This is a genomic window from Flavobacterium noncentrifugens (assembly GCF_900100375.1).
Lineage (GTDB): Bacteria > Bacteroidota > Bacteroidia > Flavobacteriales > Flavobacteriaceae > Flavobacterium > Flavobacterium noncentrifugens.
The window spans coordinates 703,461-722,076 of sequence record NZ_FNEZ01000001.1 but is presented as its reverse complement, the minus strand read 5'-3'; the positions used below and the strand labels follow the sequence as shown (position 1 = coordinate 722,076).

Annotated in this window: 19 protein-coding genes; 12 read left to right on the top strand and 7 right to left on the bottom strand. The window is 41.6% G+C overall.

The window, feature by feature from the left end; all coding sequences use genetic code 11:
* Positions 1 to 6 precede the first annotated feature (6 nt).
* Both BLS32_RS03170 and BLS32_RS03165 read right to left on the bottom strand, forming a co-directional pair.
* Positions 7 to 759 carry an SDR family oxidoreductase gene (locus BLS32_RS03170; protein ID WP_091391830.1) on the bottom strand — a complete coding sequence of 251 codons (753 nt, stop codon included), beginning with the start codon at positions 757 to 759 and terminating at the stop codon, positions 7 to 9.
* An 89-nt stretch (positions 760 to 848) separates the two neighbouring features.
* Positions 849 to 1,715: an aldo/keto reductase gene (locus BLS32_RS03165; RefSeq protein WP_091391829.1), complete on the bottom strand. Its 867-nt coding sequence runs from the start codon at positions 1,713 to 1,715 to the stop codon at positions 849 to 851.
* A gap of 259 nt (positions 1,716 to 1,974) precedes the next feature.
* Here BLS32_RS03165 and BLS32_RS03160 point away from each other — a divergent pair, with 259 nt between their 5' ends.
* From BLS32_RS03160 to BLS32_RS03125, 8 genes are all read left to right on the top strand, one after another.
* On the top strand, positions 1,975 to 2,979 hold the full coding sequence (locus BLS32_RS03160; protein ID WP_091391828.1) for an AAA family ATPase: 1,005 nt from the start codon (positions 1,975 to 1,977) through the stop codon (positions 2,977 to 2,979).
* A 92-nt stretch (positions 2,980 to 3,071) separates the two neighbouring features.
* Positions 3,072 to 3,935 carry a DUF58 domain-containing protein gene (locus BLS32_RS03155; protein ID WP_091391827.1) on the top strand — a complete coding sequence of 288 codons (864 nt, stop codon included), beginning with the start codon at positions 3,072 to 3,074 and terminating at the stop codon, positions 3,933 to 3,935.
* Positions 3,936 to 3,955: 20 nt separating this feature from the next.
* Positions 3,956 to 5,572 (top strand): phenylalanine--tRNA ligase subunit alpha, encoded by a 1,617-nt coding sequence (locus BLS32_RS03150; RefSeq protein WP_091391826.1) that lies wholly within the window; start codon positions 3,956 to 3,958, stop codon positions 5,570 to 5,572.
* Entirely contained in the window at positions 5,572 to 6,573 is a 1,002-nt protein-coding gene (locus BLS32_RS03145; RefSeq protein WP_091391825.1) for a vWA domain-containing protein, read from the top strand. Before BLS32_RS03150 ends, BLS32_RS03145 begins: the two co-directional genes overlap by 1 nt.
* A gap of 6 nt (positions 6,574 to 6,579) precedes the next feature.
* Positions 6,580 to 7,620 carry a vWA domain-containing protein gene (locus tag BLS32_RS03140; RefSeq protein ID WP_091391824.1) on the top strand — a complete coding sequence of 347 codons (1,041 nt, stop codon included), beginning with the start codon at positions 6,580 to 6,582 and terminating at the stop codon, positions 7,618 to 7,620.
* A complete protein-coding gene (locus BLS32_RS03135; RefSeq protein WP_091391823.1) occupies positions 7,617 to 8,393 on the top strand; it encodes a tetratricopeptide repeat protein in 777 nt (258 codons plus the stop codon). Before BLS32_RS03140 ends, BLS32_RS03135 begins: the two co-directional genes overlap by 4 nt.
* Positions 8,394 to 8,424: 31 nt before the next feature.
* Positions 8,425 to 10,182, top strand: a complete 1,758-nt coding sequence (locus tag BLS32_RS03130) for a BatD family protein (protein ID WP_091391822.1) — start codon at positions 8,425 to 8,427, stop codon at positions 10,180 to 10,182.
* A gap of 69 nt (positions 10,183 to 10,251) precedes the next feature.
* The gene (locus tag BLS32_RS03125; protein WP_091392409.1) at positions 10,252 to 10,995 is read left to right on the top strand and encodes a tetratricopeptide repeat protein; all 744 of its coding nucleotides are present in this window, start codon (positions 10,252 to 10,254) and stop codon (positions 10,993 to 10,995) included.
* Between the two features lie 98 nt (positions 10,996 to 11,093).
* Here the strand turns inward: BLS32_RS03125 and BLS32_RS03120 are convergent, their stop codons facing one another.
* Positions 11,094 to 11,633 carry a CvpA family protein gene (locus BLS32_RS03120; RefSeq protein ID WP_091391821.1) on the bottom strand — a complete coding sequence of 180 codons (540 nt, stop codon included), beginning with the start codon at positions 11,631 to 11,633 and terminating at the stop codon, positions 11,094 to 11,096.
* 59 nt (positions 11,634 to 11,692) lie between these two features.
* On the opposite strand from BLS32_RS03120, the gene BLS32_RS03115 reads away from it, so the two are divergent.
* From BLS32_RS03115 to BLS32_RS03100, 4 genes are all read left to right on the top strand, one after another.
* Positions 11,693 to 12,496 carry a hypothetical protein gene (locus BLS32_RS03115; RefSeq protein WP_091391820.1) on the top strand — a complete coding sequence of 268 codons (804 nt, stop codon included), beginning with the start codon at positions 11,693 to 11,695 and terminating at the stop codon, positions 12,494 to 12,496.
* Positions 12,496 to 12,852 carry a hypothetical protein gene (locus BLS32_RS03110; protein WP_091391819.1) on the top strand — a complete coding sequence of 119 codons (357 nt, stop codon included), beginning with the start codon at positions 12,496 to 12,498 and terminating at the stop codon, positions 12,850 to 12,852. The genes BLS32_RS03115 and BLS32_RS03110 overlap by 1 nt, the downstream gene beginning before the upstream one ends.
* Before the next feature lie 93 nt (positions 12,853 to 12,945).
* Positions 12,946 to 13,965, top strand: coding sequence for a phenylalanine--tRNA ligase subunit alpha (gene pheS, locus BLS32_RS03105; RefSeq protein ID WP_091391818.1), 1,020 nt, complete (start codon positions 12,946 to 12,948; stop codon positions 13,963 to 13,965).
* 133 nt (positions 13,966 to 14,098) lie between these two features.
* A complete protein-coding gene (locus tag BLS32_RS03100; protein WP_091392407.1) occupies positions 14,099 to 14,506 on the top strand; it encodes a hypothetical protein in 408 nt (135 codons plus the stop codon).
* Between the two features lie 146 nt (positions 14,507 to 14,652).
* Here BLS32_RS03100 and BLS32_RS03095 read toward each other — a convergent pair whose 3' ends face one another.
* The 4 genes from BLS32_RS03095 to gmk form a co-directional block, all read right to left on the bottom strand.
* Positions 14,653 to 15,648, bottom strand: a complete 996-nt coding sequence (locus BLS32_RS03095) for an NAD(P)H-dependent glycerol-3-phosphate dehydrogenase (RefSeq protein WP_091391817.1) — start codon at positions 15,646 to 15,648, stop codon at positions 14,653 to 14,655.
* A 544-nt stretch (positions 15,649 to 16,192) separates the two neighbouring features.
* Complete coding sequence (locus tag BLS32_RS03090) at positions 16,193 to 17,353, bottom strand: iron-containing alcohol dehydrogenase (protein WP_091391816.1); 1,161 nt, start codon at positions 17,351 to 17,353, stop codon at positions 16,193 to 16,195.
* A 95-nt stretch (positions 17,354 to 17,448) separates the two neighbouring features.
* The gene (nadD, locus tag BLS32_RS03085; protein WP_091391815.1) at positions 17,449 to 18,030 is read right to left on the bottom strand and encodes a nicotinate (nicotinamide) nucleotide adenylyltransferase; all 582 of its coding nucleotides are present in this window, start codon (positions 18,028 to 18,030) and stop codon (positions 17,449 to 17,451) included.
* Between the two features lie 6 nt (positions 18,031 to 18,036).
* Positions 18,037 to 18,606, bottom strand: a complete 570-nt coding sequence (gene gmk, locus BLS32_RS03080) for a guanylate kinase (protein ID WP_091391814.1) — start codon at positions 18,604 to 18,606, stop codon at positions 18,037 to 18,039.
* Between the last annotated feature and the right edge of the window lie 10 nt (positions 18,607 to 18,616).

Here is an 18,616-nt window from a genome sequence, read left to right as displayed (position 1 = left end):
GTAAATCTACAAACCCCGATTTACTAAAGTAGCACTCGCCTGAGCCGTCGGCATCACGATCAAATCGGCAATATTCACATGATAAGGCCGCGACACTACAAACAAAATCACATCGGCAATGTCTTCCGGTTTTAACGGTTCAAAACCTTTATAAACATTCGACGCACGTTCGGCATCGCCTTTAAATCGCACCTCCGAAAATTCGGTTTCGACCATTCCCGGATGCACGGCACCCACACGAATCCCATACGGATTCAAATCCATTTGCATGCCTTTATTCAACGCATCCACAGCGTACTTGGTAGCAGAATAGACATTCCCGTTCGGATACATTTCTTTGCCGGCAATCGAACCAATATTGATAATATGGCCTTTTCGTCTGTCAATCATCCCCGGAATGACCGCTTTTGAAACATACAACAATCCTTTCACATTAATGTCGATCATTGCGTCCCAATCGTCTGTATCGCCGTTCTGGATCGGATCAAGGCCATGTGCATTTCCGGCATTGTTGATCAAAATATCAATCTCCGAAAAATCTTCCGGCAGCGAAGCAACCGCATCAAAAACTGACTCTTTATTCCGAACATCAAATAGTAAACTGTGCACTTCAGTGCGTTGCGACAATTCGTCTTGCAATTCTGCCAATCGGTCTTCACGGCGTCCGCAAAGAATCACTTTGTAATTGTTTTTTGCAAAAGCCCGCGCCGTTTCGCGTCCAATTCCGCTAGTCGCGCCTGTTATCAATACTGTTTTCATTTCAACATTCTATATTTGTTAATCAACATCCAAAGTTTATCTGTAAAAAGAACCTACCTGCAATTCAAGTATTATCTATTAGATCAAAATCAATCCACTTCATTTCCAACACTCGCAGTCCAAATCGCAAACCAATCTTCGAGATCCAGTTTCAATTCCTCCAGTTTCTTCAAATACTGAATCCGCGCCACATTCACAGTTCCCGCAACCGGAATCACTTTCGCCGGATGCTGTAAAATCCACGCCAGTAAAATCAAATCGGAACCTACATGGTATTTTGCAACCAAATCGGCAAGCAACGTTTTCATTCTTTTCGTCTGGTCGGAATTTTCGCGAAAAACACTTCCCAGCGGATTCCACGCCATAGGGCGAATATTATGTGTTTGCATGTGATCTAAACTTCCATTGGTCATCGCTTCGCAATTCGTTGCAGAAAACTGGATCTGGTTGTAATCGACTTCGGTGTTTTTCAAAATCAGATCGGTTTGCGAAGGTGTAAAATTCGAAAGCCCGAAATCAATGATTTTTCCTTCCGATTTTAATTTTTCAACCGCTTCCGCAATTTCTTCACTTTGCATGAGCGGGCTTGGACGGTGCAACAGCAAAACATCCAAATAATCCGTATGTAAATTTTTCAACGAATTTTCAACAGACCAAATGATATAAGCTGTAGAATAATTGTAATGTTTAATTTTATTGTCACGCAGATTTGGAAGCGCAATGCCGCATTTTGAAATAAACTGAACGCTTGAGCGATCGATTTTGCTTTCGGCGAAAGCCTTCCCGAATTCGGCTTCAGTCGTATAACCGCCATAAATATCGGCGTGGTCAAAAGTAGTGATGCCGTTTTCGACGCAAACATGCATCAAATTCGACATGTCAAAAGTGCTGAGGTTTTTGTCCCAAACGCCCCAGTTCATGGTTCCTGAAATCACAGGAGATAAGTTTGTTTTCATAAGAGAATTTACAGCTTGGAAAGCCGCTTGTTTGTTAGTTTGGATTTTGAAGAAAAATATACAGTCTCCCTAATTTTTGCTGGGAAAATTCTGATATTGGGTTGCGGTCTTAAAATTATAAAAACAAAATCACAAATCATCCTTAAAACCAAAGTGTTTACAGAACTTTTAACCATTTTTTAACATCTTCCTTCTAAAAAAAAATTCAATTTGCAGCGTTAAAATTTATTGACAAATTTAAAGCTCAAACAAACAGGACATGGAAGAAAATACTGCGACTCTGGACATCAGGGCGATTAATGAAAAGATTGAAAGAGAGAGCGCTTTTATCGAGCTGCTCAACATGGAAATGAACAAAGTGATCGTAGGGCAAAAACACATGGTCGAGCGGTTGCTGATCGGGCTTTTGGGGCAAGGGCACATTTTACTCGAAGGTGTTCCCGGACTTGCAAAAACCCTGGCAATCAACACATTGTCACAGGCCGTTCACGGAACATTCAGCCGCATCCAGTTTACCCCGGATTTATTGCCTGCCGATGTTGTCGGAACGATGATCTACAACATAAAATCGAATGAATTTTTAATCAAAAAAGGCCCTATTTTCGCCAATTTCGTCCTTGCCGATGAGATCAACCGTGCGCCTGCAAAAGTACAATCGGCTTTGCTTGAAGCGATGCAGGAAAAACAGGTCACCATTGGTGACACGACTTTTAAATTAGAAAAACCGTTTTTAGTTTTAGCCACACAAAACCCGATTGAGCAGGAAGGAACGTATCCATTGCCTGAAGCACAGGTCGATCGTTTCATGCTCAAAACCGTCATCGATTATCCAAAATTGGATGAAGAAAGAATGGTGATCCGCCAGAATTTAAAAGGCGCTTATGAAAAAGTAAACCAAGTCATTTCTGTGGAGCAGATCTTACGTGCACAAGCCGCCGTTCGTGAAGTGTATATGGACGAAAAAATCGAAAAATACATCCTCGATATTGTTTTCGCTACACGTTACCCCGAAAAATACAAACTCGAAAGCCTGAAACCGTTGATCAGTTTTGGCGCTTCACCACGTGGAAGCATCAATTTGGCCACAGCTGCAAAATGTTATGCATTCATCAAACGCCGCGGTTACGTGATTCCGGAAGATGTTCGCGCCGTGGTTCACGATGTATTGCGCCACAGGATCGGGATTACTTATGAAGCTGAAGCCGAAAACATCACTTCCGTGGATATCATCAACAAAATCGTAAACGAAGTAGAAGTTCCGTAAATAGATTTGAGATTTAAGAATTACGATGTACGATTTGCCACGATTGCGGATTGAATTCGTAAATCAAAAATCGTAAATCAAAAATCGAAATAATGGATACAAAAGAGCTACTTAAAAAAGTACGAAAAATAGAAATCAAAACCCGAAGGCTGAGCGATCATATCTTTTCGGGCGAATACCATACGTCGTTTAAAGGCCGCGGAATGACTTTTAGTGAAGTGCGCCAATACCAATATGGAGATGACATTCGGGCGATCGACTGGAATGTGACGGCGCGTTACAACGAACCTTATATCAAGGTTTTTGAAGAAGAACGCGAATTAACGATGATGCTGATGGTTGACATTTCAGGATCGGAAAGTTTCGGTTCTAAAAACCAATTCAAGAAAGACATTGTAACGGAAATTGCTGCAACAATGGCATTTTCAGCCACACAAAACAATGATAAAATCGGTTTGATTTTATTTTCAGATAGTATTGAATTATACATTCCGCCGAAAAAAGGAAGATCACATGTTCTTAGAATCATCCGCGAACTCATCGAATTTCAGCCCAAAAGCAAACACACAGACGTCAGCCAGGCTTTGAAATTCCTTTCGGGAACGCAAAAGAAAAAAGCGATCGTGTTCATGATTTCCGATTTTATGTCAGATGATTACGAGCAAACGCTAAAGATCGCATCCAAAAAACACGACATCACCGGAATCCGCGTGTACGACATCCGCGAGGAAAAAATGCCCGATCTCGGAATGGTTTCGATGACCGATGCCGAAACCGGAAAAACGCAGCTCATCAACACCGGATCAAAATCCGTACGATTAAATTACGAAAAATACTATCAGGATAAGGTGAAATATTTCAAGGAAACCTTCAGCAAATCAGGTTCTGGTGTAGTAAACACAAGGGTTGACGAAAGTTATGTCACCAAATTGCTCGGTTATTTCAAATCAAGATAAGACGCACTTTCAGATTAAAAATGAAAAACAAATTATACCTTTTCGTACTCACACTGTTCTCAGTTTCGGTTTTTGCCCAGCAAAAGCAGGTGACGACAGCGATCGATACGACGAAAAATAAAATCGGCGCCGAGTTCAAGCTCACGCTCAAAACCAATGTTGACACGCTTTCAAAAGTGGTTTTCCCAAACCTTAAGAATTTTGGTGCGTTCGAAGTCATTCAGTCGTATCCAATCGACACGATCAAAAAAGACGACCGTTACGAACTCGTAAAAAAATACGGATTAACGCAATTCGACAGTGGAAAATACACGATTCCGCGTCTTCCGGTGCTCATCAACAACAAACCGTTTTTAACCGACAGCATTCGTGTGGAAGTAAATCCAGTTGCGGTTGATACGCTGAAGCAGAAAATGTACGACATCAAAGACATCGTTCCTGTGAAAGAAAGCAGTGACTGGTGGATTTATGTTTTGATTATACTCGCAATTGCAGCAATTGGCTATTTCGTCTACCGTTACATCCAGAAACGCCAGAATAAAAATATCAACGAGCTGGCTTTTAAAACACCGATCGAAAAAGCGACGATTTTGCTGAATTCACTAGAAAAGAAGGAGCTATGGCAACGCGGTGAAATCAAAACGTATTACAGTGAATTAACTGATATTGCGCGGAATTACATTGAAGAAGCGATTCACATTCCAGCAATGGAAAGCACAACTTCTGAACTGATTGTTGCATTGCGTGCGGCTTCAGCCAAAAATAAAATTAAACTGACTCCGGAAACGGCGAAAAACCTCGAACGCGTTTTAAAACAAGCCGATTTAGTAAAATTTGCCAAATCAAAACCGCTTGATTTTGAAATTACCGAGGACAGAAATAAAATCGAAAAAGTCATTGTCACATTAGACCAATCTATTCCTGAAGCCATTGATGAAAACGACGCGCACCAAAAAGAATTGCAGCGCCAGAAAATGATCAAAAAGCAAAAACGCAACCGCATTTTAATTACGGTTGGTGTGGTTTTATTGCTCTTATTCATCACAACGGGTTATTTCATTGCGACCAAAGGTTTCGGTTATGTGAAAGATGCCGTGATCGGAAATACTTCGAAAGATTTAGTTGAAGGCGAATGGGTTTTCAGCGAATACGGCGATCCAGGAGTTCGTGTGGAAACGCCGAGAGTGCTTCGCAGGTTGGACGCTTCAAAGTCTGTTCCGAAAGATGCGGCAGCGTTGATCAAAGACATGACTTCGTTCGGATTGAACACGATGACCGACGAAATGTACATCAACGTTAGTACGATCACTTACAAAAAAGAAACCGAGCTCGACCTGAACAAAGCCTACGAAGAATACCTCAAAATCATGGAAATGCGCGGTGCGAAAAATATTTTCATGAAGCCCGAAGATTTCAAGACCCAGCAGGGAATTGACGGAATCAGAGGCTACGGAACTATGTCGTTCATCGATCCGATCCAGCAAAAAAGCAACAAAGTCTATTGCGAGATCCTGTTGTTCAAACAGGCTGGCGGTTTACAGCAAATTATGGTCGCGCATGCTGAAGGCGACAAATACGGCGAACAGATTTTATCGCGAGTCATCAATTCTGTCGAACTTAAAACTACCGCGCAATGATGACAAACGTCACTTTTTTAAACCCGGGATTTTTCTGGCTGTTTTTGGTGCTTCCATTTGCCGTGATTTGGTATCTCTGGAAAAAAAACCAACAATCGCCGTCGTTGAAGATCAGTTCGTTGAAAGGATTTCAAGGTTCGGGATCGATTTTGCCAAAGTTAAAACCGCTGCTTTTCGTATTGCGATTGCTCGCGTTAAGCGCATTGATTGTTGCGATGGCGCGACCAAGAACTGTTGATGTCAGCAGCAAAAGCAAAACCACACGCGGAATTGACATTGTCATGGCAGTTGACGTTTCAGGAAGTATGCTTGCAAAAGATTTGAAGCCAAATAGGATGGAAGCGCTTAAAAGCGTCGCGTCCGAATTTGTAAAAGAACGCCCAAATGATAGAATCGGATTGGTGGTTTACGCCGCTGAAGCATACACAAAATCTCCGGTAACAAGCGATAAAGCCGTAGTTTTGGATGCCATCCGAAGCATTAAATACGACAATGTTTTGCAGGACGGAACCGGAATCGGAATGGGTTTGACCACTGCCGTAAACCGTCTAAAAGACAGCCAGGCCAAAAGTAAAGTCATTATTTTACTGACTGACGGTGTGAACAATGCTGGGTTTATCGAACCGGAAACAGCTTCGGATATTGCACGCCAATACGGAATTAAAGTCTATACGATCGGGATCGGAACCAACGGAATGGCCGAATTTCCATACGCGATTGCGCCAAACGGACAGTTTTTATTCCGCATGATGCAGGTAGAAATCGACCAGAATTTAATGAAAAGCATCGCCCAGAAAACCGGTGGGAAATATTTCCGTGCGACGAGCAACAGCAGATTGAGCGAGATCTACAATTCGATCAACAAACTCGAAACAACCGAGATCGAAGAGCAAAAATTCTATGATTATGATGAAAAATACCGACCATTCGTTTGGCTTGCCATCGGATTGTTGCTGGTTGAGTTTGGATTGCGAAACACGGTTTTCAGAAGTTTTATCTAAAGGATTATGTACGAATTAGACGAAAAAAAATATTTATACTTACTCGCCATTATCCCGGTCTTGGTGCTGGTTTTCCTGTATGTCCAATATTGGAAACGCAAAAAACAGCGCGAATTTGGCGACTTGGAAATGGTACAGAAATTAAGCCCAGAAAAATCGGTTTTTAAACCGGCGCTAAAATTTACCGTGATGTTATTGGCCTTAGCCGCACTCATAATCGGATTGGTGAACCCGAAAATCGGAACCAAACTCGAAACGGTAAAACGAGAAGGAATTGACATTGTATTTGCCGTTGATGTGTCCAAAAGTATGCTGGCCGAAGATGTCGCGCCAAGCCGACTCGAAAAAAGCAAGCAGATCGTTTCGCAAATCATCAACCAATTGGGAAGCGACCGTATTGGAATTGTAGCCTACGCCGGAAGCGCATTTCCGGTTTTGCCGATCACAACCGATTACAGCGTCGCTAAAATGTTCCTGCAGAGCATGAATACCGATATGGTTTCGTCACTGGGAACTTCGCTTGACGACGCGATCAAATTATCGGCGACTTATTTTGACAAAGGCAACAAAACAAATAAATTGCTAATTATGATTTCCGATGGGGAAGATCATGGCGAAGGCGCGGAAGAAGCGGCTGAAGAAGCAAATAAGATTGGACTTAAAATTATCACGATCGGCGTTGGAACTGAAAAAGGCGGCCCGATTCCGTTAAAAAGAAACGGCGTCGTGGAAAGCTTTAAGCGTGACGGAAATAACGAAGTGGTCGTCACCAAAAGAAACCAGGAAAGCCTGAAGGAAATTGCGAAAGCAACCAAAGGCGGTTATGTTGACGGCGACAACACAAAAGCCGTACTCGAATATGTCAAAAAAGCACTCGACAATATTGAAAAAACCGAATTCGAAGCCACGCAAATGGCCGATTTTGAAGCGCAGTTCCAATGGTTTCTCGGAATTGCATTTTCCCTGTTGTTCCTTGACATTTTCTTCCTGGAGATCAAAACCAGCTGGATCAAAAAGATGAATTTATTTAATGAAAAAGAATCATGAGAAGTTTGATGGTATATATTTTACTGATTTTCGGCACTGTAGTTTCTGCCCAGGAAAAAGACAAAAATCTTCCTGAAGGCAACGATGCTTTCGCGGAAAAAAAGTATGTCGATGCTGAAGCAGATTACAGGATTTCTCAATCGAAATCGCCGAAATATGCGGTAGCTTCTTACAATTTGGGAAATTCCATTTACAGGCAAAATGTCATTAGCGAAGCAAAATATCCATATCTGAAAGCGATCGAATCGGCGAAAACACGTCCGCAAAAGCACAAGGCATTTCACAACCTCGGGAATGTTTTTATGAAAGAAAAAAAATATACCGAAGCCGTTGAAGCATACAAAAATGCCTTGAGAAACGATCCGTCGGATGAAGAAACGCGTTACAACTTTGCATTGGCCAAAAAAATGCTGAAAGACAATCCGCCGCCAAAAGACGATAAAAAGAAAGACGACAAGAAAAAGGACGATAAAAAAGATAAAAAAGACGACAAGAAAGACGATAAAAAGGACGGCGACAAAGACAAAAAGGACGACAAGAAAGACGGCGACAAGGATAAAAAAGATGATAAAAAGGACGGCGATAAGGATAAAAATGACAAAGGCAAAAACGACCAAAAGCCCGGACAGCCTAAGCCACAGCCTGGCGATATCCCAAAAGAACGCCTTCAAAATCTGATGGACGCCGTAAACAATGAAGAGAAAAAAGTCCAGGACAAAGTCAACGCCCAAAAAGTAAAAGGCCGTCCGGTGAAAACCGAAAAAGACTGGTAATTCGAGACAAGATATTCAACGATAAAGGAACATGAAGAAGTATATTTTTCTATTATTAATAAGCGTTCAGGGACTTTTTGCCCAGGTGGAATTTGAGGCGAAAGTCAGCAAAACCACACTTGGCCTTAATGAAAGGCTGCGGGTCGACTTTATGATGAATGCCGATGGCGACAATTTTACGCCGCCGTCATTTGAAGGTTTCCGCGTTGTTGGCGGGCCAAGCCAGCAGGTGAGCCAGTCGTGGGTTAACGGCCGAAGTTCGTTCAATAAATCCTACTCTTATTTTTTACTTCCCACGCAAAAAGGCGCTGTCGTGATCAGGCAGGCTTCTGTCGAAATCAACGGACAGATTTACAAAACCAATCCGGTGAGGATCAACGTGACCAATGCGGTCGAATTGCCGAAAGACCCAAACAATGCACCGCAGATTTCCGCTGACGATGCAATTCATTTGGTGGCCGAGGTTTCAAAAGCCAATCCGTACCTGAACGAACCGATTACCGTGGTGTACAAATTGTATTTCAGTTACAACATCGGAATTACAAACCAGCGCGAACTCAACAAACCGAAATACAATGATTTCTGGAGCCAGAATATCGAAATCAAGCAATTGGTTGCCGAAGACGGAACCTTTAATGGTGAGCGCTGCCGCGTAGTTGTACTCAAGAAAGTGGTTTTGTATCCGCAGAAATCCGGGAAACTCGAAATCGAGCCTCTGTCAATGGATCTCGATTTGCAATTGCCAACAAACAGACGCGATTTCTTCGGGCGTGTTCAGATTGTGGAAGACAGCAAACGCGTTTCCGCAGGAAGCAAAGTTATTACCGTGCGTCCGCTTCCGGAAAAAGGCAAACCTGCTGATTTTTCAGGCGCTGTCGGGAAATTTGCATTTAAAGTCACACCATCAAAAACCAATTTAAAAAATGGCGAATCGCTTGATTTGAAAGTCGCGGTTTCAGGAACGGGAAATTTAAAATTGTTTACACTTCCAAAACCGATTGTGCCGAATTCGGTTGAAATGTATGATCCGGTTCACAATGAAAAAGTCAATACGCCGCTTTCGGGAATGAACGGTGAAATTTCAGATTCTTACACGATTATTCCGCAATTCAAAGGCAAATATCCAATCAAACCGATGGCTTTCACCTATTTTGACCTCGGCAGCGGCACCTACAAAACGATTACTTCGCCGGAAATTATGGTCAATGTACTTGACGGGCCAACGGCTGCTGAAGGCGCTGTTGCTGAAAATCATTCCGGCGTTTCAAAAATGAAAGTGACCGCTGGCGAGCAATTCCAATTCATTAAATTGAAAACGAAAGTGGCTTCGATGCACCAGAAAGATTTCCTTGGATCGGGCATGTTTTATTCGTTGCTGTTTGCACCTTTTCTGATCATTCCGATTATCGTAATGGCAAGAAAAAAGAAAGAAGCGATCGATGGCGATGTGGCCGGAAACCGAATTCGATTGTCAAACCGACTGGCGAAAAAATATTTATCCGAAGCCAAAAAGCAAATCAACAACAAAGAATTGTTTTACATCGCGCTTGAAAAAGCGATGCACAATTTCCTGAAAGCTAAGCTGCACATTGAAACTTCGGAAATGAGCAAAGACAAGATCACCGAAATTTTATTGTCGAAAAATGCGCAGCCAGAAACGGTTTCGGCGTTTATCAACCTGACGGAAAACTGCGAATTTGCGCGTTATGCGCCAGCTTCATCCGGAGCGATCCAGCAGGATTTTGACAAAGCGGTCGCGATCATTTCGGAACTTGAAAAACAAATATAAATCAATTAGCTTCGCTCCGTTCGGCTTCGCCTCGGGTGATATGGATAATGTACAATTGATATGAATCAAATGAAAAAAATCATCTTTTTATTTTTGTTGTTTACGCAGGTTTTCTGGGCGCAGAAAGGCTTTGAAGAAGGCAACGCGCTGTACCAGAAAGAAAAATATAACGAAGCGGTCACGGCTTACGAAAGCGTATTAGCAACCAAAAAACAATCGGCGGAATTGTATTTTAACCTGGCGAATGCGTATTATAAACTGAATAAAGTTGCGCCTGCAATTTACAATTACGAGAAAGCATTGGTTTTGAAACCGAATGACAAAGACATTTTGAACAACCTGAATTTCGCGAAAAAACTCACGATTGACGACATCAAGGAAATGCAGAAAGTAGGCTTTGAAAAAATGCTGCGCGACTTTACAGGAAAATACAATTATGATTCGTGGGCTTGGATTGCCGTGGGTTTTGCTACTTTATTTTTAGTGTTTTTCATCGGATATTACTTTTCGGGAACGACTTTATTGAAAAGGATTTTCTTTGTTGGGATGTTTGTTGTTGCGATCCTGATCGTCAGTAGCATTTTGTCGGCGGTTTTTGAAAAAAGCTATTACGAGAACGAAAGGCCGGCCATTGTTTTTGCCGAAGCAGCCGAAGTCAAAAGCGAACCACGTGAATCTGCACCCGATGCATTTATGCTGCATGAAGGAACAAAAGTGATGGTTCAGGAAAAAACGCGCGATTGGAATAAAGTCGAATTGCTCGATGGTTCAGATGGGTGGATTGAAAGCAAAAACATTAAAGAAGTGAAATGATTTTTTGAACCATTAAGGGCATTAAGTTAACTAAGGCTTAATGTTTCTTAATGCCCTTCATGGTTAAATTAAAAATAAAAGGTTCTAATTTTTCTCTTTTACTTATTATTTTCGGATGATTCTTCAGGTTTGAAACCTTCCGATTTGAAAGCCGTAAACCATTCCTCGATCGAAGGATAAATGAATTTGGAAACGGTGCGCACCGGATTGTAGAATGTTGAATGATCGAGCGTTTCTTTATCTGCGAAACCATGATCAGCATTGATTTTTTCGAACAAATTCAGCAAAACGCTTACCATTAAAATGGTTTTCAAGACCCCGAAAATTCCGCCAAGGAGTTTATTTAACAATCCCAAAGCTGCAAAATCGGCGAGTTTGGTGAATATTTTCCCAAGCAAAGAAACACCTACAACGACTAAGATAAACGTCAATGCGAAAGCGGCCACCTGAACCGTTTTTGGATTCCACGTTCCATGGTTTTCAAGATAAGCTTTCATCAGATAGGAAAATTTGATCGCTATAAAAATTCCAAGCAACAGCGAAACGAGCGACGCCAGTTCGACGAAAAACCCGTTCCACAAACCGCGGATCAATCCGTACAGCAAAAAAATCCCCAGAAAAATGTCTATAAAATCCATTGTATTTAATCAATAGGCTCAGTCGCCTTTTATTCATACTTTTGCCAAAAATAGATAAAATGAAAAAACAAATCTTTATAAAAGCCTTTTTAATCGCATTCGTGTTTGCGATTGCGGGCTGTTCTGGTGATGATGACAGCAATGCCTTAGAAGTCACACAACCGCAAATCCTGATAAAAAAAATAACGGAAATCATTAATTCGAATTCGAGTGATAAAAGAACAATTACTTTCAGTTATGAAAATGGCAAGCTGGTATCTTCTACAACAACCAATGCAAATGTAGCAACGGTTTACAGGTCAGATTTTGTTTACAATGGCGACAAAGTCGAGCATGTAATAAGTTATGCAGATAATGTTGAAAGAGGCCGGAACACCTACATTTACGATGGAGATCTTTTAACTAAAATCGTTTCCAATCGTGTCGACCAATCGCAAACCAAATATTCCTATACGAATGGAATGCTTTCATATTCAGAATCAGGATATCTGATGAATGAGACTTATACCGTTAGCAGTACGAAAAACTTCATATTTGCAGCGGGAAATTTGATAGAAGAACAAAGGTTTAGTGCAGATTTTGGCACGCCAGTTACAAGCAAAACCACCTACACTTTTGATCATAAAAACAATCCGACAAAATTCATGAATAAGTCATTAAGGTATGTTTTTTCGGTTGAAGGATTCGATGGCATGAGTGAAAACAATGCGCTTTCGAGGTTGTCGTATTATCCAAGTACAACAACAACTCCAAATCTTTACACGTATCAATTGGTATATGATGCAAATGATTTTCCAACAGAGATCAAGCAATTTTCACCTGAAGGAGCTGTAATTTCACTTACGAAAATCGAATACCAATAATGTCAAGAGATACACAACTCAAAGAGCGCTGGGAAAAACTCGTCCAAATGCTCTCCGACCAATTCTCACAAGGCGAAGATCTAGACCTTGATGCGATCATTTATTTAATTGGCGTTCAGGAACTCGGGAAAGTACACGACAAATACAAAAAAGACGAAAAGCTAAACCTGATGCACATCGCGATCTGCCGCCTGCTCGAGCCTTACGGATTTTACGAATTCGATTATGTCGACAAAGACGGCTGGCCACATTACCGCGTCAAAGAAGAATTGCCGCCCTTAAAAGCAGGTGAGCAATCGGTTTTGATGAAAGAAGCGATCGTGAATTATTTTCTCGAAAAAGAATACATTAATTAGATTAAAAATCTGTGACAATCCGCGTCATCCGCGTTCAATAAATATAAAAGCAAAGCAAAAAAAACTTAAATTTGCACGCAAGATTACAACAAAATGATAGACAGAATCAAAGAATATATCGGCGAAGCCAAAGCGTTCAACACAGATAACAAAGAAACTTTAGAAGCATTCCGCATCAAATTCCTCGGAAGCAAAGGCTTGCTCAAAGATTTTTTCGCCGAATTCAAAAATGTCCCGAACGACCAGAAAAAAGAATTCGGGCAAATCATCAACGAACTCAAGCAAACTGCCGAAGACAAAGTAAAAACCATTTCCGAACTGCTCGAAAGCAAAGAAGAAATTAAAGGTGTTTACGGCGATTTAACACGTCCGGCAGAGCCATTCACGATTGGTTCACGCCACCCGATTTCATTGGTTAAAAACCAGATCATCGACATTTTCTCAAACATCGGGTTCAACGTTTCCGAAGGCCCGGAAATTGAAGACGACTGGCATAATTTTACAGCATTAAACCTTCCGGAATACCATCCGGCGCGCGACATGCAGGACACGTTTTTCATCCAGACAAACCCTGACGTTTTGCTACGAACGCATACTTCTTCGGTACAGGTGCGTTACATGGAAAACAACAAACCGCCAATCCGTACGATTTCGCCGGGACGCGTTTTCAGAAATGAAGCTGTTTCATCCCGCTCGCACTGTATTTTCCACCAGGTCGAAGGTTTGTACATTGACAAAGACGTTTCGTTTGCCGACTTAAAGCAAACGCTGCTATATTTCACCAAGGAAATGTTCGGAAAATCTAAAATCAGATTGCGTCCGTCTTATTTTCCGTTTACAGAACCAAGTGCCGAAGTCGATATTTACTGGGGTTTGAAAACCGAAACCGATTACCGCATTACCAAAGGTACCGGCTGGCTTGAAATTATGGGCTGCGGAATGGTCGATCCAAACGTACTTAAAAACTGTGGCATCAACCCAGATGAATTCAACGGTTTTGCATTCGGAATGGGAATCGAAAGGATCGCTATGTTGTTGTACCAAATCGGCGACATCCGCATGTTTTATGAGAATGACGTGCGTTTCTTGGAGCAGTTTAAATCCAGCATTTAAAAACCAATTTATCATTTAGACGAAAAATTGGGAGCTATTTCCGGCTGTGCGCTATATCTTTCGTTCTGCTGCGCGCCACAAAAGGATGCCGCTTCCATCCGGGCTAGGGCATTTCGGTATAATTGAAAATAAAATGAAAAAAGACATCACAATCCCCGAAGTAGAAAATATTTTCCTCGCCGCAGTCCAGGAATGGAACGACGATTTCATGGAAAAAGTCTGGTATGTGCATTTGGTCAACGACAGCGATTTCAAACTCGACGGCGTCATGGTCGTTTCTAAGGCTTTCGGAACGATTGAAGGCGAAATGAAAAAAACATCGCTTTTGCGCCACGCATTTGTTGAAATTCCACCTGTTTCTGTCGTAAAAGTCGAAATGCTTGAGAAAAGCGTTTTGGTTTTGAACAACGAATTTATGGTGACTTTCTTCATCGGAAACACTTTATACGATAAGAAATATACTTTTAAAGCGCATTCGATCCATGAAGATTATGTAGAAGAAGTGCCGATTTTATTTACCGACGGCGTGATTGTGAGGTAGATCGCTGTGCTGAATGACCGCTTTGCTGCAAGAATCAAGACCGCTTCGCTGAAAGAAAAAAAAATGCTTTAAATAAAAAATCCTGCCGTGTTTAATAGCAGGTTTTTTATTTCTATAATGGATATAAGTCTTTCAGCGCAGCCGGTCTAATCGAGTTTTTCAGTCAGTTTCTTGAACACTTTCTTCGCTTCTTTCCCTTCATATAAAATCGCATGAACGGCATCGATAATCGGTGTTTTCGCTCCGTGTGTCTGATTGAGTTCCCAGGCACTTTTTGCAGCGTAATAGCCTTCAGCAACCATGCTCATTTCCATCATGGCCGATTTTACGGTATAACCTTTTCCGATCATATTCCCAAACATGCGGTTTCTTGAGAAAACCGAATATCCGGTTACCAATAAATCGCCGAGGTAAGCGGAGTCATTAATGTTGCGCTTCATTTTGTGGACTTTCTTAATGAATTTTTTCATCTCGCGAATCCCATTGCTCATCAAAACCGACTGGAAATTGTCACCATAACCGAGTCCGTGGGCAATTCCGGCTGCGATCGCGTAAATGTTTTTGAGCATGGCGGCATATTCAGTTCCAATAATGTCATCAGAAGTTTTGGCTTTGATGTAGTTTCCCGAAAGGCAGTTTGCAACGATTTGCGCTTTGTGCTGGTCGCCGCAGGCAATCGTCAGGTAAGACAAACGCTCAAGCGCCACTTCTTCTGCGTGGCATGGCCCGGTGATCACGCCGATGTTGTCGTAATCGAGATCATACGTATCGTGAAAATGCTCGCCCACGATCAGGCTCGTTTCAGGAACGATTCCTTTGATCGCAGAGAAGATTACTTTGTCTTTAAGATCAACGGTCATCTTTTCGAGTTCGCCGCTTAAAAATGCCGATGGAATCGCAAATATGATATAATCGGCATAAGCGACGGCTTCGTTGATGTCGCTCGTGAGTTTCAGTTTGTTGACGTGAAATTCAACTGAACTCAGGTAATTTGGGTTGTGGTGGTGTATTTTGAGATGGCTGATCGCATCTTCATTGCGCATGTACCACGCAATTTGCGGCAGGTTGACGCATAACATTTTGGCAATGGCCGTGGCCCAGCTTCCGCCGCCGATGACTGCAAATTTTGGATAATCTGTCATTCTTGTGTTTTTTAGCCCATTTGAGATTAAGAGGAAAGCCACTAGCTTTCAGGTATTTTTAATCGCTTATTGAGAATCTATATGTTTAATTTTACGATCCACCATAGCCCGGATAGCAGCGGAAATCCTTTTATTGCCTAAGATTTCTCCCATTGTTCGAAATGACATCATGGCAATAAAAGATTGCAGCGTATAGCCGGAATAGCTTCAAATAAAAATCAATCAAAAGTAGCGCAAATTTACAGAACAATAAAACGTTGTAGTTAATAAAACGAAATCGTATAAGGCCGCATTTTAATTTTAACGCAGATTTATGATTTTCAAAACAATGCGTTTCATTTTTAGCCGTTAAAGGTTGTGTAGGATCAAATATTGGTTTTTTGATCTTCTTAAAAAGTTAGTTAAGTTTTGTTTTGGGGTTATTAAGAAAGGCGTTCCTGTATCATACTCAGGAACGCCTTTTGATTTTATTGTTTTTGAACCATTAAGTTCATTTAGGCTTAATTTTCTTAATGCCCTAAATGGTTCAATTTAAATGCTAAAATTAATAGCTTAATTCTACGATTTCCTTTACTTTTTCAAGTGTGATGTTTTGCTTTTCACCAAGGCCTTTCCAGCCGCGTTCGCTGAAACGGTTTACAATGAATGCGGCCGTGTCTTCATAATTTTCTGTATATTCAGATAGTTTCGTGTTCATTCCCATTTTGTGGAAGAATTCGACGGTTTTCTCAATCGCCTGATTGGCTTTTTCATCAATAGTATTTCCTGAAACATGCCAGACGCGTTCACCGTATTGCGCGAGTTTTTCCTTTTTGGTTTCGAACATCGTGCGGTATAAGTTTGGGCCGATGATCGCCAAAGTCCTGGCATGGTCGATTCCGTATAAAGCAGTCAGTTCGTGCCCGATCATGTGCGTCGCCCAATCTACCGGAACGCCTTTGTTCAAAAGTCCGTTGAGCGCCATCGTGCAGCTCCACATGAAATTTGAGGCAAGTTTGTAATCTGTTGGATTTTCTACAACTTCGGGGCCGATTTCGGCTAAAGTCTGCAACACGCTTTCGGCAATTCGATCCTGTAAAATGGCGTCGTGCGGATAGGTTAAATATTGTTCCATGACGTGCGTGAATGCATCGACGACACCGTTTTGGATTTGTCTTTTTGGCAACGATTCAATGACTGTTGGATCGCAAATTGAGAATTTCGGGAACATCGCACTTCCGCCAAAAGCCAGTTTTTCCTGAGTGGATTGGATCGTGACAACTGCGCCGGAATTCATTTCGCTTCCGGTTGCCGGCAAAGTCAATACCGTTCCAAACGGAATCGCATTTTCCTTGATCTGCATTCTTTTATGAAGGATTTCCATTGGGTTGCCTTCGAATTTTACGGCTGCCGAAATGAATTTTACGCCGTCAATGACGCTTCCGCCGCCAACTGCTAGGATAAATCCGATGTTTTCATTTCTCATAATTTCAACGGCTTTCATCAACGTTTCAAAATGTGGATTGGGTTCGATGCCGCCAAATTCGACGATTTCAAAACCTTCGAGATTTTTGAGTACTTGTTCGTGTATGCCGTTTTTAAAAATACTTCCGCCGCCGTAAGCGAGTAATATTTTGGTGTTTTTAGGAACGAGTGCGGATAATTTTTCGATTTGCCCTTTTCCGAAAATGAGATTTGTCGGGTTGTATAATTCGAAGTTTAACATGACTATAAATTAGGTTGCTGCCGTTTAAAACGATTTTAAAAGCGACACAAATTTACGTATTGCAAAAGCGAAGTTTAATAAAGGAATGTTAAGAATTACTTCTTGTAAAAATTGTTATGATCGATGTATTTCCAGACTTTTTCGGGCAAAAGCGGACTGATATTTTTACCGTTTTTGATGCCGTTTCGGATGAAAGTAGATGAAATTTCAATAACCGGCGCATCAATCAAATGAATTTTTGGATGGTTTTTAAATTCTACATTTTCAGCTTCCGATGAAATGCGCGGATACACGTAAATGTCATGGTTTTGCAAAATGACTTCGTAGTTTTTCCATTTGTGCAGTGACTTTAAATTGTCTTCGCCCATAATCAATGAAAATTCATGCTGCGGGTATTTGTCCTGCAGATGTGCCAGAGTGTGCACGGTGTAATTCGGCTGGGCCAATTTGAATTCGATGTCCGAAGGCTTGATCTTCGGGAAATCTTCGGTGGCAACCTGAACGATTTGATAGCGTTTGGCATCGTCGAGTAAAGTTGATTTTGCCTTTAGCGGATTGTGTGGCGTAACGACCATCCAGATCTGCTCCAGATCGGAAAACTCCGCCATGTGGTTTGCAATAATCATGTGGCCCACGTGAATGGGATTGAAAGTCCCGAAATACAGTCCGATTCTCATCTTAGATTATTTCAAAAAATCCCGAACCAATTCAAATGCTTCCTGTTTTGCAATATCAAGGTCATAATTTTTAATGATCCTGTCAAATTGCGGCGCTGTTGCGAGTTCAACCGAAGCTTTTGCGATGCGCATGTTGATTTTGTCTTCACTTTCGGTCGAGCGTTTTTTCAAACGGATTTTCAGTTCGTCAATGCTTGGCGGCTTTACGAAAACTGCTAGTGTTTCTTCAGGAAATTTGCGTTTGATACGCAATCCGCCAGCAACGTCAATGTCGAAAATCACGTTTTTGCCTTTGGCCCAAATGCGGTCGATCTCGCTTTTTAAAGTGCCGTAAAAATTATCGCGGTACACTTCTTCCCATTCGAGAAAATCTTCAGCTTTGATGTGCTTTTTAAATTCTTCAAGCGAAATGAAATAATAATCCGAGCCGTCGATTTCTTCGCCTCTGGGTTCGCGTGAAGTGGCTGAGATCGAGAATTCCAGGTTTAGTTCCGGAAGTCCAAGCAAATGCCGCACTATAGTTGTTTTTCCTGAGCCTGATGGCGCTGAGAATACGATTAATTTTCCTTGTTGCATGTTGTTGTTT